Source organism: Caulobacter sp. 602-1 (assembly GCF_003931565.1).
Classification (GTDB): Bacteria; Pseudomonadota; Alphaproteobacteria; order Caulobacterales; family Caulobacteraceae; genus Caulobacter.
This window is the reverse complement of record NZ_RRYI01000002.1, coordinates 483650-498769: the sequence shown is the minus strand read 5'-3', so window position 1 is coordinate 498769 and position 15120 is coordinate 483650. Positions and strand designations below refer to the sequence as shown.

Below are 15120 nucleotides of genomic sequence, written 5' to 3'. Positions count from 1 at the left end.
CGCCCCGGCCCTCGCGGCCGGGGCGTTTTGTTTTATGCGTCCAAATTCGAGCGCTCGACACAAACGCGCGCCTTGGTAGAGTTGCGCATCGAGTTTGGGGGACTTCGTGCTCAAGACCTTGTTCGCCGCGACCGCGGCCTGCTTCGCCGTGCTTTCCGGCCCCGCCATGGCCGCTCCCAAGCCGGACCTGGCCATCTATGGCCAGCTCCCGACCATCGAGACGGTCGAGATCTCGCCCGACGGAACCAGGCTGGCGATTGTCGCCTCCAGCGGCGACCAGCGCATTCTGACCGTTCGCCAGATCGGCGGCGGCGTCATCAGCGGCATGAACATCGGGGCGGCCAAGCTGCGTGGCGTCGAGTGGGCCGGCCCGGATCACCTGCTGCTGGTGGGCTCTCAGACCACGATTGTCCCCGGTGTCCAGGGACCGAAGCAGGAATACTTCATGGTGTCCGACTTCGACGTCGCCACCGGCAAGCAAGCGCCCCTGTTGAACGATCAGGCCAGCGCGATGAACATCATCGTCGGCTGGCCGATGCCGCGCATCATCGACGGCCAGGCCGTCGCGATCCTGGAAGGCGTTCGTTTCGTCGACAACCGCGGCCAGGTCACGCTTTACCGGACGCTGATGTCCACCCGCGCCAGCAAAATCCACGACCTGGCGGGCGAGCCGAACACGAACGGCTGGCTGGTCAATGCCGCCGGCGAGGCCGTCGCCCAGTCGCTCTACGACCAGAAGCGCGGCGTCTGGTACCTCAAGACCAAGACCCGGGGCGCCTGGCGACAGATCGACGAGGCGGTGACGCCCATGGGCTCGTACGGGCTCGCGGGCTTCGGCCGCGACGGCAAGTCGATCCTGGTCTGGCGCACCGACGACAAGGACGAGAGCATCCTGCGCGAATACCAGATGGACGGTACGCACCAGGACCTGGCGCAGGGCATGGATCAGACAGCCCTGATCCATGACCCCGTCACCCTGGCGCTGCTCGGCGGCTACAAGCTGGACGGCGACGACCTGCGCTACACCTTCTTCGACGCCACGGCCCAGAAGACCTGGGACGCCGTCCGCAAGCCGTTCGGCGCGGACTATGTCAGCCTGGCCTCGTGGTCGCACGACCGGCGCAAGGTCGTCGTGCGCGCCGACTCCCAGACGGAAGGCCCCGGCTATTTCCTGGTCAATCTCGACACCAAGCGAGCCGACTTCCTGGGTCCAGTCTACAAGGGCGTGGACGCCAGCACCGTCTCGCCGGTGCGTTCCATCAAGTACAAGGCCGCCGATGGCCTCGAGATCAGCGGATATCTCACCCTGCCCAAGGGGCGCGATCCCAAGAACCTGCCGCTGATCGTGCTCCCGCACGGCGGCCCGCAGGGGCGCGACACCCCGGCGTTCGACTGGTGGAGCCAAGCGCTGGCATCGCGCGGCTATGCCGTTTTGCAGCCCAACTTCCGCGGCTCCGAAGGGTTCGGCTGGAACTTCATCAAGGCGGGCTTCGGCGAGTGGGGCAAAAAGATGCAGACCGACCTGTCGGACGGCGTCCGCGATCTTGCCAGGCAAGGTATCGTCGATCCCAAGCGCGTCTGCATCATGGGCGCCTCCTACGGCGGCTACGCGGCCTTGGCCGGCGCGACTCTGGACAAGGGCGTCTATCGCTGCGCCGTCTCCGTGGCCGGCCCGTCCGACCTGCAGGCCATGCTGGCGACGGACCGAGAGCTGCACAATGGCGAACGCTCGTCAGCTCAACGCTATTGGATGCGCTTCATGGGCGCCAACGGCCTTAGGGATCCCGACCTGGCCACCCTCTCGCCGGCGCGTCAGGCGGCCAAGATCGACATCCCCGTCCTGCTTATCCACGGCAAGGACGACACCGTTGTGCGCTATGACCAGAGCCAAACCATGGCCAGCGCGATGAAGCGCGCCGGCAAGCCGGTCGAGTTCGTCACCCTGGACGGCGAGGATCACTGGCTATCGCGCGGCGCCACGCGCCAGAAGATGCTGAACGCCGCCGTCGCCTTCGTCGAGAAGCACAATCCGCCGGAGTAAGGACGCCCCTTCGCGCCGCGCACGTCCGATTGCGAGCATCTGGACACCCCAGCGCCCCATGGTAGAGCTTGGCGCGACGGGGGGAGTTTTCAGTGCTCAAGTCTATTTTTGCGGCGGCCGCGGCCAGCTGGGTCATGCTGTGCACGCCGGCGCTTGCCGCGGACAAACCGAGTCTGGCGATCTACGGCGCACTGCCGAACATCGAGGAGGTGAAAATCTCCCCAGATGGCGCGAAGCTGGCGGTCATAGCCACGGACGGAGACCAGCGCTTCCTGTCGATCCGACAGGTCGGCGGCGGTGTCCTGAAAGGAATTATCGTCGGGTCGACCAAGCTTCGCGGTGTGGAGTGGGCCGGGCCCAACCATCTCCTGCTGATAACCTCGCGCACGACCGAGGTGTTCGGCCTGCAAGGCCCGGCGCGCGAATACATGATGGCGACCGACTACAACATCGCCACGGGAAAACAGACCCCCCTGCTGAAGGACCAGCCCGATGCGATGAACGTTATCATCAGCTGGCCCATGGTCCGAATGATCGACAACGAGGCGGTCGTCTTCGTCGAGGGCGTCCACTTCGTCGAGCAACGCGGCCGTGACATGCTCTACAGGATCAATCTGGACAAGCGCGCTACGCGGATGCTGGACTTCGGCGCACAGGAAGACACCGACGGATGGCTGGTCGACGCCGCCGGAGCCCCGGTCGCGCAGTCCCTGTATGACGAGCGGAACGGACGCTGGTCGCTGAAGATCAAGACCAACGGCGCATGGCGCAAGGTTGACGAGGCTGTCACGCCTATGGGGTCGTACGGCTTGTCGGGCTTTGGCCGCGACGGCCAGTCGATCCTGGTCTGGCGAACCGACGAGGAAAACAACGACCTGCTCCGCGAATACAGGCTGGACGGCGGGCATCAGGATCTGCCCAAGGACGTCAGCCTTTCAGGTCTGATCCACGATCCCGACACCCTGGCTCTGCTGGGCGGCTACAAGCTGAGCGGCGATGATCTGCATTATACCTTCTTCGACCCAAAGGCTCAGAAGACATGGAACATGGTGGCCAAGGCGTTTGGCGATGACCGTGTGAGCCTCGCCTCGTGGTCGCGGGATCGACGCAAGGTCGTGGTGCTGGTCGACTCCAAGACTGATGGACCAGATTACGCCCTCGTCGACCTTGATGCGCGCAAGGCCGAATTCCTGGGATCAGTGTATCGCGGCGTCAATGCAGACACGATCTCGCCCGTCCGATCCATTAAGTACAAGGCCGCCGACGGCCTGGAGATCAGCGGCTACCTGACCCTGCCCAAAGGGCGCGATCCCAAGAATCTGCCGCTGATCGTGCTCCCGCACGGGGGACCGGAAGGGCGCGACGAACCGGGTTTCAACTGGTGGAGCCAAGCCTTGGCCTCGCGCGGCTACGCCGTGCTGCGGCCCAACTTCCGCGGTTCCGAAGGCTTCGGCTGGGACTTCGTCAAGGCGGGCTTTGGCGAGTGGGGCAAGAAGATGCAGACGGACTTGTCCGACGGCGTCCGCGACCTCGCGCGACAGGGCGTCGTCGACCCCAAGCGCGTCTGCATCGTCGGCGCGTCCTATGGCGGTTACGCGGCGCTGGCGGGCGCGACCCTGGACAGGGGCGTCTATCGCTGCGCCGTCTCGGTGGCGGGGCCATCCGACCTCAAGAAGATGCTGCAGACGGTCCGCGACGCGCATAACGGCGACATGTCGGCGACCCAGCGCTACTGGTTGCGCTTCATGGGCGCGGACGGGATCAAGGATCCCGACCTCATCGCGATCTCGCCCGCCAAGCTGGCCGCCAAGATCGACATCCCCGTCCTGCTGATCCATGGCAAGGACGACACCGTGGTGCGCTACGACCAGAGCCAGGCCATGGCTGACGCCCTGAAGAAGGCCGGCAAGCCGGTCGAGTTCGTCACCCTGGACGGCGAGGATCACTGGCTGTCGCGCGGCGCCACGCGGCTGAAGATGCTGACCGAGGTGATCGCCTTCGTCGAGAGGAACAACCCGCCGGACTGAGTCGGGCTGACGGTGGCGGCGGCGCGCGAGTACTTCCAGGCCCTCGACTTGGATCTGGCCTGCGGCAAGCAGAAATCCCTCCTGCACGGCGCGAGAGAAATCAACTTAAGATTTACAAACCTCACCCTTTCGCCGCACTCTTCCGACGAGTTCTTAGGCTGGGGAGTTTGTGATGCTGAAGGTCATTCTGGCGGCGAGCATGGCAGCCGTCGTCGGCCTGGCGGCGCCCGCCGTCGCGGCGGACAAGCCCGACTTGGCTGTCTACGGCGCCCTTCCCAAAATCGAAGAGGTGGTCATCTCCCCCGACGGCTCGAAGTTGGCGGTGGTCACCACCGATGGAGGGCAACGTTACCTGACGGTGCGCAAGACCGAAGGCGGCGGCATCGCCGGCGTCGCGCTGAAGGCCACCAAGCTGCGCCACGTCATGTGGGCGGGCGAGGAGCATGTCGTGCTGGTCGTCTCGCAGGCCTCGCAGGGCATGACCCTTGCGGGTCCGCCGCGCGAATATTTCATGGCCAGCGACTTCAACATCGCCACGAACAAGCTGCGACCTTTGCTGGACGGCGCCAAGAAGGTCGGCACCAAGATCGGCGTGGAGGAAACCTTCAACATCATCGTCGGTCCGCCCCAAGTCCGCGTGGTCAAGGGTGATCCGGTGGTGTTTCTGGAAGGCGTCCGCTACCTGCGCGGGACCGCGGCCGACACGCTATACGCCATCAACCTCCGGACGGGCACGCTGCGTCTCGCTGAGAACACGCCGCGATACAGTACAGACGGCTGGCTGGTCGACATTGACGGAAAGCCGGTCGCCCAATCCACCTATGATATCAAAAGCGGCCGAGGCGCCCTTTTGATCAAGGCCGGCGGGGGCTGGAAGAAGGTCGACGAGGCCGACTCGCCGACGGGCTCGTACGGCATTTCCGGCCTGGGGCGCGACGGCAAGTCCGTGCTGGTCTGGCGTCGCGGCGACGACGACGTCCTGCGCGAATACAGCAGAGGCGGCGGGCGCGAGGCGCTGCCGGGCGATCTGGATTTCGACGGCCTGATCCACGATCCGTACAGCGCCCGCCTGCTCGGCGGCTACACCCTGGACGGCGACGAACTGCGCTACACCTTCTTCAACCCGGCGGTTCAGAGCGCCTGGTACGCCGCGATCAAGCCGTTCGGCGATGCGCGCGTCAGCCTCAAGTCCTGGTCCAGGGACTGGAGTCGCGTGATCGTGCAGGTGGATAAGCCCGCCGAAGGCCCGGCCTACTACCTGATCGACCTCAGGACCGGGAAAGGCTGGTTCCAGAGCCGCGTTTACGAAGCGGTGAAGCCCGAGGCGATCTCGCCGGTCCGCTCGATCAAGTACAAGGCCGCCGACGGCCTGGAGATCAGCGGCTACCTGACCCTGCCGCGCGAGCGTCAGCCCACGAACCTGCCGCTGATCGTCCTGGCGCATGGCGGCCCCGAAGGCCGCGACGCCCCGGGCTTCGACTGGTGGAGCCAGGCCTTGGCCTCGCGCGGCTACGCCGTACTGCAGGCCAACTTCCGGGGATCGGCGGGCTTCGGCAAGGATTTCGTGAAGGCCGGTTACGGCGAGTGGGGCCGCAAGATGCAGACCGACCTGTCGGACGGCGTCCGCGACCTCGCCAAGCAGGGCATTATCGATCCCAAGCGCGTCTGCATCATGGGCGCCAGCTACGGTGGCTACGCGGCCCTGGCCGGCGCGACCCTGGACAAGGGCGTCTATCGCTGCGCGGTCTCTGTCAACGGCCCGTCCGACCTCAACCTGGTTCGCCAAGAGGTCGTCTCGCCCAAATCGGTATGCTACTGGGTTTTCGACTGGGATACCCCCTGTCCGAAAACCGGAGCTGGCCCCGTCAATCCGGGCCGCATGCTGTCTTCGGACCTCGAAGATCACGGCGCCCGATCCTCGACCTCGCCGCGCTACTGGCTGCGCTTCATGGGATCGGACAAGAAAGCCGACCTCGACGCCATTTCGCCGGTGAAGCTGGCTGACCGCGTGGATGTCCCAGTGCTGCTGATCCACGGCACGGACGACACCATCGTCCGCTTCGAACAGAGTCAGGCCATGGCTGACGCGCTGAAGAAGGCGGGCAAGCCGGTCACGCTGGTGCCTCTGGAGGGCGAGGACCACTGGTTCTCGCGCGGCGCGGGACGCGTGAAGATGCTGACCGAGGCCGTCGCCTTCGTCGAAAAGAACAACCCGCCCGACTGATCGCGGCGATTGGCGGATCGCCAAGGCCGAGGTTCGGGCGTAAACCGCGCGTCCCCATGTCCGAACCCGCCAACAGTCCCCGCGCCCTGGCCGTCCTGCTCCTGGTTGTCTTCATCAACCTGGTGGGTTTCGGCGTAGTCATTCCGCTGCTGCCCTTCTACGCCAAGGCCATGCACGCCGCGCCGTGGCAGGTGACGACCATGTTCGCCGCCTACAGCCTGGGCCAGTTCTTCGGCGAGCCGTTCTGGGGGCGGATGTCCGACCGCATCGGCCGGCGGCCGGTTCTCATCGTCACCATCGTCGCCAACGCCATCGCCTACCTGGCCCTGGCCTTCGCGCCCAACATCTGGATCGCCATGGCCATCCGCCTGGTCGGCGGCTTCGGCAGCGGCAATATCTCGACCATCCAGGGCTACATGGCCGACGTCACCCCGCCAGAAAAGCGCGCGGGCCGCATGGGTCTGCTGGGCTCGGCCTTCGGGGCCGGCTTCGTGATCGGCCCGTCGCTGGGCGGTCTGCTGGCCCATCCCAGCGCCGGGAGGCTAGGCTTTCAGATCCCGCTGTTCGTGGCCGCCGGCATGGCGGCGCTGGCGACGGTCGGCGTCCTGCTGTTCGTGGCCGAGAGCCGCGCGCCCTCCGCCCCCGGCGTCAAGCAGCCCGGCCGCCGCGAGGCGCTCAGCGCGGCCTCGGCCCATCCGATCCTGTCGCGCGTGCTGCTGGTCACCCTGGTCTCGACGGGGGCTTTCGCGGGCATGGAGTCGATCTTCGGCCTGTGGGCCAACGCCCGCTTCGACTGGGGGCCGCGCGAGGTCGGCCTGTGCTTCGCGGTGATCGGCGTCATCGCTTCGCTCGGCCAGGGCCTGCTGACCGGCCGCCTGGCCCGGCGGTTCGGCGAAGGCCGGGTGCTGACCACCGGCCTCGTCATCATTTGCGCCAGCCTGTTCGTCTCGCCGTTCGTGACCCATCCGGGCCTCGCGATCGTCGCCGTCGGCTGCACGGCCTTCGGCCAATCCCTGGTCTTCCCGTGCGTCGCGGCCCTGATCTCGCGCGCCAGCCCGCCGGACCGCCAAGGCCAGATGCTGGGCCTCAACATGGCGGCCGGCTCCCTCGCCCGCATCGGCGGTCCGCTGCTGGCCGGCCCCCTGTTCGGACTCGCCACCGGCGGGCCCTACTGGTTCGGCGCGGCCCTGACGGTTCCGGCCATCTTCTTCGCCATGACCATCGTTCACCGCGCGAAAGCGGCGGCCTGAGGCCTAAGGCCTTGCCTTGGACGAGTCTTTCCCTTAGTAACGCCCCCTTTCCGGAACCGCCTGGCCAATTGGCATGCCATGGCGGTTCGTCTTGCTATCCCAGAGGACGGGGCGAAAGCTCCGACGCGAAATGCCTAAGTTGAAGACCAAGTCGGGCGCCAAGAAGCGCTTCAAGATCACGGCCACGGGTAAGCTGAAAGCCGGCGTCGCCGGCAAGCGCCACCGTCTGATCGGCCACAACGGCAAGTACATCCGCCAAAACCGCGGAACGAAGGTGATGAGCGAGGCTGACGCCAAGACCATCCGTTCGTACCTGCCCTACGGCCTTTAAGAGGAGCGCTGACACATGGCTCGCGTCAAACGTGGCGTCACCGCCCACGCCAAGCACAAGAAGGTTCTTGAACAGGCGAAGGGCTTCTACGGCCGCCGCAAGAACACCATCCGCACCGCCAAGGCCGCCGTCGACAAGGCCGGTCAATACGCGTACCGCGACCGCAAGGTGCGCAAGCGCGCCTTCCGTTCGCTGTGGATCCAACGCATCAACGCCGGCGCTCGCATCGAGGGCTTCACCTACTCGCAGTTTATCCACGGCCTGGACGTGGCGGGTGTGGTGATCGACCGTAAGGTCCTCGCCGACATCGCGGGCAACGACCCGGCTGCGTTCAAGGCTATCGCTGACAAGGTCCGCGCCGCCCTGGCCGCTTAAGGTCTTTTTCGGGTCCTACGATCCGAGTTCGATCTGAAAAGCCCTCCGGTGCGAACCGGAGGGCTTTTTGCTGCGCGTTATCCGGTTCCAACCGCCCCCGAAACCGCCTAGACGGATGCCCGTCATGACCGATCTCAACACCCTCGAATCCGACGTCCTGGCCCAGGTGGCCGGAGCGACGGACCTCCAAGCGCTCGACGCCGTCCGCGTGGCCGCCGTCGGCAAGACCGGCTCGATCTCGGGCCTGCTGAAAACCCTCGGCGCCATGAGCCCCGAAGAGCGCAAGACCCAAGGCGCGGCGATCAACGCCCTCCGCGACAAGGTCGCGAACGCCATCGCCGAGAAGAAGGCTGGCCTCGAAGCCGCCGAACTCGACGCGCGCCTGGCCAGCGAGACTCTGGACCTCTCCCTGCCCGCCCCGTATCGCCGCAAGGGCAGCGTCCACCCGACCATGCAGACCATGGACGAGATGATCGCCATCTTCGCCGAGATGGGCTTCGCCGTAGCCGAAGGTCCGGACATCGAGGACGACTTCCACAACTTCACGGCCCTGAACTTCCCGCCGAAGCACCCGGCCCGCGAGATGCACGACACCTTCTTCTTCAACACGAAGGAGAACGGCGAGCGCATGCTGCTGCGCACCCACACCAGCCCGGTGCAGGTGCGGACCATGGTGTCGCAGAAGCCGCCGATCCGCATCATCGCGCCCGGCCGCACTTATCGCGTGGACAACGACGCCACCCACACGCCGGTATTCCATCAGGTCGAGGGCCTGGTGATCGACAAGGGTATCCACATGGGCCACCTGAAGTGGACCCTGGAGACCTTCCTGGCCCGGTTCTTCGAGACCGACGCGGTGACGACCCAGTTCCGCCCGCACCACTTTCCGTTCACCGAGCCGTCGGCCGAGATGGACGTGCAGTGCGATCGCTCGGGCGGCGAGATCAAGATCGGCCAGGGCACGAGCTGGCTCGAGATCCTGGGCTGCGGCATGGTTCACCCGAACGTGCTGCGCGCCTGCGGCATCGATCCGGACGAGTACCAGGGCTTCGCCTTCGGCATGGGCGTCGACCGCCTGGGCATGCTGAAATACGGCATGCCGGACCTGCGCGACATGTGGTCGTCCGACGTCCGCTGGCTGGCGCACTACGGCTTTAGCGCGTTCGCCGCGCCGAACCCGGCCAGCGGCCTGAGCTGATCGCCCTTCTGGAATTCCACCAACCCCTGCGCCAAGCGTCGGGGCTTGGAGACGCAAGACGATGAAATTCACTCTCTCCTGGCTCAAGGACCATCTTGAGACCACCGCCACAGTCCCCGAGATCGTCGCGGCCATGACCATGGCCGGGCTCGAGGTCGAGCACGTCATAGATCCGGCGACGAAGCTCAAGCCCTTCACGGTCTGCAAGATCGTCGAAGCCGCACGCCACCCGAACGCCGATCGCCTGCAGGTCTGCCAGGTCGACACCGTCGACGGCCGCAAGGAGATCGTCTGCGGCGCGCCGAACGCTCGCGCGGGTCTGACCACGATCTACGCCCCGATCGGCGCCTATGTGCCCGGCCTGGACGTGACCCTGGTCGAGAAGCCCGTGCGCGGCGTCGTCTCCAACGGCATGCTCTGCTCGGCCGCCGAGCTGGAATACGCCACCGAGAGCGACGGCATCATGGAGTTGCCCGACGCCCTGCCGGTCGGCACGCCGGCCGTCGACGCCCTGGGCCTGGAAGCCGTGATCGACTTCGAGGTGACGCCCAACCGCCCCGACTGGCTGGGCGTGGTGGGCATCGCTCGCGATCTCGCCGCCGCCGGCGTGGGCAAGCTGAAGGACGTGTCGATCGCGTCGATCCCGGGGACCTTCCCGTCGCCGATCACCGTCAAGGTCGATGGCGAGGCCTGTCCGGCCTTCGCTGGCCGCTATATCCGCGGCGTCAAGAACGGCCTCTCGCCCAAGTGGCTGCAGGATCGTCTGACCGCCATCGGCCTGCGCCCGATCAACGCCCTGGTGGATGTCACCAACCTGATCACCTACGACCGCGCCCGGCCGCTGCACGTCTATGACGCGCACAAGCTGTCGGGCGCCGAGATCTCGACGCGCCTGGGCCGCCATGGCGTCCACGGCGACGAGCACCTGATCGCTCTCGACGGCAAGACCTACGAGCTGACGCCCGAGATGTCGGTGATCGCCGATGCGTCCGGCGAGCGCCCGATCGGCCTGGGCGGCGTGATGGGCGGCGAGAGCACTGGCTGCTCGGAAGAAACCACGGACGTCTTCGTCGAGAGCGCCTGGTTCGACCCGATCCGCACGGCCCAGACCGGTCGCGCCACCGGCATCGCCAGCGACGCCCAGTACCGCTTCGCCCGCACGGTCGACACCGGCTCGCTGGTCCCGGGCATCGAGCTGGCCACCAAGCTGATCCTGGAACTGTGCGGCGGAGAGCCGTCGGAAGTCCTGCTGGTCGGCGAGGCCCCGGCCGCGCCCAAGCCGATCCTGTTCGATCCGGCCTATGTCGGCCAGCTGTCGGGCCTGGAGATCGCGCCCGAGCGGTCCTTGCAGATCCTGCGCGACCTCGGCTTCACCGTCGAGCCGCCGAAGGACGTGTCGGCCGCCGACTTCGTCACCCATGCCGAAAGCGTGGTCTGCGTCACCCCGCCGACCTTCCGCCGCGACGTGGAAGGCAAGGCCGACCTGGTGGAAGAAGTCGCCCGCATCGCCGGCTACGGGGCCCTGCCCTCGACGCCGCTGCCGGAGGTTCCACGCGCCGTCGGCGGCATCCTGACCGCCAAGCAGGCCCGCGCCCGCACCGCCCGTCGCGCCCTGGCGGCGGCCGGCTATTCGGAAGCCGTGACCTTCAGCTTCACCAGCCACGAGACCGCGCGACTGTTCGGCGGCGGCCAGCCGGAGATGCTGCTGGCCAATCCGATCGCCTCGGAACTGGACTGCATGCGTCCGTCGCTGCTGCCCAACCTGATCGATGCGGCCGGCCGCAACGCGCGCCAGGGTTTCCCCGACGCGGCCCTTTTCGAGATCGGCCCGACCTTCCATGGCGAGCGTCCCAACGATCAGCGCACGGTGGTCGCGGCCATCCTGGTCCCCAAGGCTCCGCGCGGCTGGAACAAGGCCGCGCAAGACGACGTGTTCACGGTGAAGGCCGACCTGCTGGCGCTGCTGGAAGAGCTGGGCGCGCCGGTGGCCTCGCTGCAGACGGCGCAGGGCTCGGCCTCGTCCTGGTGGCACCCGGGCCGCTCGGCGCGCCTGCAGCTGGGTCCCAAGGCGGTGATGGCCGAGTTCGGCGAGATCCACCCGGCGGTGTTGAAGGCCCTGGACGTGGCCGGCCCCGTCTACGGCTTCGAGATCACCCTGGAGGCGATTCCCGAACCGAAGAAGAAGTCGATCAAGACCCGCCCGGCCTTCTCACCCTCGGCCCTGATGCCGCTGACCCGCGACTTCGCCTTCCTGGTCGAGAAGACCAAGGCGGCGGGCGATCTGGTCAAGGCCGCGGCCGGCGCCGACAAGGCGCTGATCACCGCCGCGCGCGTGTTCGACGTCTATGAAGGCCCCGGCGTGCCGGAGGGCTTCAAGTCGATCGCGATCGAGGTCGTCGTGCAACCGCGCGAAGCCACCCTGACCGAGGCCGAGATCGAGGCCCTGTCGGCCAAGATCGTGGCGGCGGCCGAGAAGGCCGGCGGTAAACTGCGGTCGTAAGAGAAAAGGGGCTGGTTTCGTACTGGCCTCTCCCCGGACCCAACGACCTCGCCTGTGAGATCAGGCGGGGTCGAGCGCCCAATTTTTGACCACCCCGCTCAGAAACAATCAAAACCTGCCCGCCCCCGCGACCGATCGCCCATCCCGCAGGCAAGACCTTGCGCGATGGCCACCGTCGCGCTACCTGTAACAAGCGCTAACTGGACTCATCGCTTCCACATGCAATCGACCTTCGCCTTCGCCGCCTTCGTGACCACCGGCCTCGCCGCCGTGGCTGCGATGTCGTGCGCCGTGGCGATGTGGAACATGATTAACCAGATTAAAACCGTGCCAATCCGGACGGGGCAAAATCGGCGCAAGCGGTAGGAAACCTACCCTCCACACAGCCGAAGGATCGCAAGATCTCCAAAAGCCCCGCTCCCACGAGCGGGGTTTTTTGTTGCGCGGTTCCTCGGTCCTCCAAGCCTCTCATGCATAGGACCACCCCCAATGAGCTACCTGCCCTCCCCACCTTCCTTCCATAGCGACCAGGAAGGCGTCACCGTCCACCAGCTGCTGCTGGCCGCCCAGGACGCGCCCAGCGCCCTCGAGGCCGTGCGCCAGGGCCTGAGCGACAGCGGCGCCGAGTTGTGCGGCCTGACGATGAAGCCGGTTGGCCAGATCGTCGAAGCCAGCCTGCGCGTCCGCCATCTTGGCGACCAGGCCGCCCGCCTGCTGGCCCGCGACCTGGCCGCCTGGCCCGGCGTCAACTCGGCCTCGGTCGAGCATCAGTGGTTCCGACCGTGAGCCCCCTCGTAGACCCTCTCAAACCGGACGAAGAGAAACGCCGTCTCTTCCTCATCACCACCGACGACACGCCCGACGCCCTGATGCGGGTGCTGGGCGTGGCCTCGGTGCAGCAGACCCGCCTGCGCGCCCTGTCCGCCGCTCCCGAGGGCCAGCACATGGCCATTAGAATCGAGATCGACGACCAGGGCGACGACCGGGCGCAGGTGCTGGCCTCGCGCCTGGCGGCCTGTCCCAGCGTGCGCGGCGTCGGTTTCGGCTGGCGGGCGTAACCTTTCGCCGCTTCCCTGCGTATCTAGGATCAAGTCCGCTTCTGGAGAGACTTCGATGCGCCGCCTGCTCGCCCTCCTCGCCACCCTCTTCGCCCTGACCGGCGTCAGCGCGTCCGCCGCGGCGACGCCGAAAACCGAGACCGCCGTGTTCGCCGGCGGCTGCTTCTGGTGCATGGAGCACGACATGGGCGGCATCCCCGGCGTGCTGAAGGTCGAAAGCGGCTACACCGGCGGTCACGTCAAGAATCCGACCTATCGCGACGTCACCAGCGAACGCAGCGGCCACTACGAGTCGGTGCGCGTCACCTATGACCCGGCCAAGCTGGACTACGGCTTCCTGCTGTATCGCTACTGGAAGCTGGTCGACCCGACCGATGACGGCGGCCAGTTCTGCGATCGCGGCCCGTCCTACCGCCCCGCCGTCTTCGTCACCCCCGCCCAGCGCCCGATCGCGGAGAAGTCGCAGGTCGAAGCCGCCAAGCGCCTGAAGTCCGGCACGATGAAGGCCCAGATCCTGCCTCTGCAGACCTTCTATCCCGCCGAGGAGTACCACCGCGACTACGCCAAGCGGCACGCGCTGGACTACAACCTCTACCGCGCCGGCTGCGGCCGTGACGCTCGTCTGAAGCAGGTTTGGGGCGGCTAGGTTTAAGCTCAACCCAGCCTAGACTCCGCCGCAATCCCGTGCTGTTTTACTTTTGTAAACACACGGGAGGACGTCCATGCACCGTCGCGCTTTGCTGGCTTCGGCTGGCCTGCTGCTGGTCCCTCTCACGGCCCGTGCTCAGGCTCGGGAGGTCTCGATCACCATCTACAATTCAGATCTGGCGCTGGTCGAGGACGCCCGCCCGCTGGACCTGAAGGCCGGCCGCCAGAAGCTGGAGTTCAAGGACGTCTCGGCCCAGATCCGTCCCGAGACGGTCAGCCTGTCGGCCCCTGGGGTCAGCATCCTCGAGCAGAACTTCGACTACGACCTGCTGACCCCCGACAAGCTGATGGAGAAGGCGGTCGGCCAGCAGGTGAGGATCGTCCGCACCAATCCCGGCGACGGCAAGGAAACCACCGAGGTCGCCACCGTGCTGGCGGCCAACCAGGGCGTGGTGCTGAAGATCGGCGACCGCATCGAGGTGCTGCGCGACGACGGCGTCCCCACGCGGGTGATCTTCGACAAGGTGCCAGAGACCCTGCGCGCGCGCCCGACCCTGTCGGTCAGCGTCGAGGCCGCCAACGCCGGTCCTCGCCAGGCCAAGCTGAGCTACCTGACCTCGGGTCTGTCGTGGAAGGCCGACTATGTCGCCCTGTTCGACGAGGCCAGGAACGTGCTGGACCTGCAGGGCTGGATCACCCTGTCCAACACCTCCGGCACGCCGTTCGAGAACGCCAAGACCCAGTTGGTGGCCGGCGACGTCAACCAGCTTAACTCGACCACCCCCTATCGCCCGATCCGGCGCGCCGTCCCCGGCAGCGTTCCCGGCGTGGTGCGCGCGGGCACGGAGAGCGGCGCGGGCGAACGGATCGCGGACTATTACGTCTATCCCCTGCCCGAGCGGACCACGATCGCCTCCAACCAGAACAAGCAGGTCGGCTTCCTGTCGGCCCAGGGCGTCGCGGCCAGGAAGGTCTACGAGGTGCGCGAGGGCTGGTTCTCCAGCCAGGCCGAGCCGGTCAAGGCCGTGGTCGCCATTCAGTTCGGCAATGGCAGGCTAGCGGGCCTGGGCAGCCAGCTGCCGGCCGGGGTCATGCGGGTCTACATGCGCGACGCGGCGGGCGATCCGAAGTTTGTCGGCGAGAACGCCATCGGCCATACGCCGGCCGGCTCGGAGCTGTCAATCAAGACCGGCGAGGCGTTCGACGTCTCCAGCCAGGCGACCCTTGTGGCCGAAACGCGGGTCTCCAAGACCCGCACCCGCTACGAGATGAAATACCTGCTGCGCAACGCCAAGGACCAGCCGGTCGTGGTCGAGCTGCGCCAGGGGGGTCTGTGGCGCGACGGCGAGGTCAAGGCCGAGAGCCTGAAGAGCCGCGTCATCGACGCCCGCACCCTGGGTTGGAGCGTCCCCGTACCGGCGAACGGCGAGACGACCCTGACCTTCTCCGTGGAGACGGGGTGGTGAGT

General features: G+C 66.8%; 13 protein-coding genes. All 13 read left to right on the top strand.

Annotated features, from left to right (window positions below; all coding sequences use genetic code 11):
* The first annotated feature begins 106 nt into the window (after window positions 1-106).
* The 13 genes from EIK80_RS06960 (at window position 107) to EIK80_RS06900 (ending at window position 15118) form a co-directional block, all read left to right on the top strand.
* A complete protein-coding gene (locus tag EIK80_RS06960) occupies window positions 107-2041 on the top strand; it encodes a S9 family peptidase (RefSeq protein ID WP_233586465.1) in 1935 nt (644 codons plus the stop codon).
* A gap of 134 nt (window positions 2042-2175) precedes the next feature.
* Window positions 2176-4068, top strand: a complete 1893-nt coding sequence (locus EIK80_RS06955; protein ID WP_125156638.1) for a S9 family peptidase — start codon at window positions 2176-2178, stop codon at window positions 4066-4068.
* A 172-nt stretch (window positions 4069-4240) separates the two neighbouring features.
* A complete protein-coding gene (locus EIK80_RS06950) occupies window positions 4241-6292 on the top strand; it encodes a S9 family peptidase (RefSeq protein WP_125156238.1) in 2052 nt (683 codons plus the stop codon).
* A 56-nt stretch (window positions 6293-6348) separates the two neighbouring features.
* Window positions 6349-7542 carry an MFS transporter gene (locus tag EIK80_RS06945; protein ID WP_125156237.1) on the top strand — a complete coding sequence of 398 codons (1194 nt, stop codon included), beginning with the start codon at window positions 6349-6351 and terminating at the stop codon, window positions 7540-7542.
* A 130-nt stretch (window positions 7543-7672) separates the two neighbouring features.
* Window positions 7673-7873, top strand: a complete 201-nt coding sequence (gene rpmI, locus EIK80_RS06940) for a 50S ribosomal protein L35 (protein ID WP_018061454.1) — start codon at window positions 7673-7675, stop codon at window positions 7871-7873.
* Window positions 7874-7888: 15 nt separating this feature from the next.
* Window positions 7889-8248: a 50S ribosomal protein L20 gene (rplT, locus tag EIK80_RS06935; protein WP_047407297.1), complete on the top strand. Its 360-nt coding sequence runs from the start codon at window positions 7889-7891 to the stop codon at window positions 8246-8248.
* Window positions 8249-8372: 124 nt separating this feature from the next.
* Complete coding sequence (gene pheS, locus EIK80_RS06930) at window positions 8373-9446, top strand: phenylalanine--tRNA ligase subunit alpha (RefSeq protein WP_125156236.1); 1074 nt, start codon at window positions 8373-8375, stop codon at window positions 9444-9446.
* A gap of 61 nt (window positions 9447-9507) precedes the next feature.
* Window positions 9508-11946 carry a phenylalanine--tRNA ligase subunit beta gene (gene pheT / locus EIK80_RS06925; RefSeq protein ID WP_125156235.1) on the top strand — a complete coding sequence of 813 codons (2439 nt, stop codon included), beginning with the start codon at window positions 9508-9510 and terminating at the stop codon, window positions 11944-11946.
* A 219-nt stretch (window positions 11947-12165) separates the two neighbouring features.
* Window positions 12166-12312 carry a hypothetical protein gene (locus EIK80_RS06920; protein ID WP_125156637.1) on the top strand — a complete coding sequence of 49 codons (147 nt, stop codon included), beginning with the start codon at window positions 12166-12168 and terminating at the stop codon, window positions 12310-12312.
* A gap of 123 nt (window positions 12313-12435) precedes the next feature.
* Window positions 12436-12732 carry a hypothetical protein gene (locus EIK80_RS06915; RefSeq protein WP_125156234.1) on the top strand — a complete coding sequence of 99 codons (297 nt, stop codon included), beginning with the start codon at window positions 12436-12438 and terminating at the stop codon, window positions 12730-12732.
* A complete protein-coding gene (locus EIK80_RS06910; protein WP_125156233.1) occupies window positions 12717-13004 on the top strand; it encodes a hypothetical protein in 288 nt (95 codons plus the stop codon). The genes EIK80_RS06915 and EIK80_RS06910 overlap by 16 nt, the downstream gene beginning before the upstream one ends.
* A 55-nt stretch (window positions 13005-13059) precedes the next feature.
* The gene (gene msrA, locus EIK80_RS06905) at window positions 13060-13650 is read left to right on the top strand and encodes a peptide-methionine (S)-S-oxide reductase MsrA (RefSeq protein WP_125156232.1); all 591 of its coding nucleotides are present in this window, start codon (window positions 13060-13062) and stop codon (window positions 13648-13650) included.
* A gap of 76 nt (window positions 13651-13726) precedes the next feature.
* Window positions 13727-15118, top strand: a complete 1392-nt coding sequence (locus tag EIK80_RS06900) for a DUF4139 domain-containing protein (RefSeq protein WP_125156231.1) — start codon at window positions 13727-13729, stop codon at window positions 15116-15118.
* The last annotated feature ends 2 nt before the right edge of the window (window positions 15119-15120 follow it).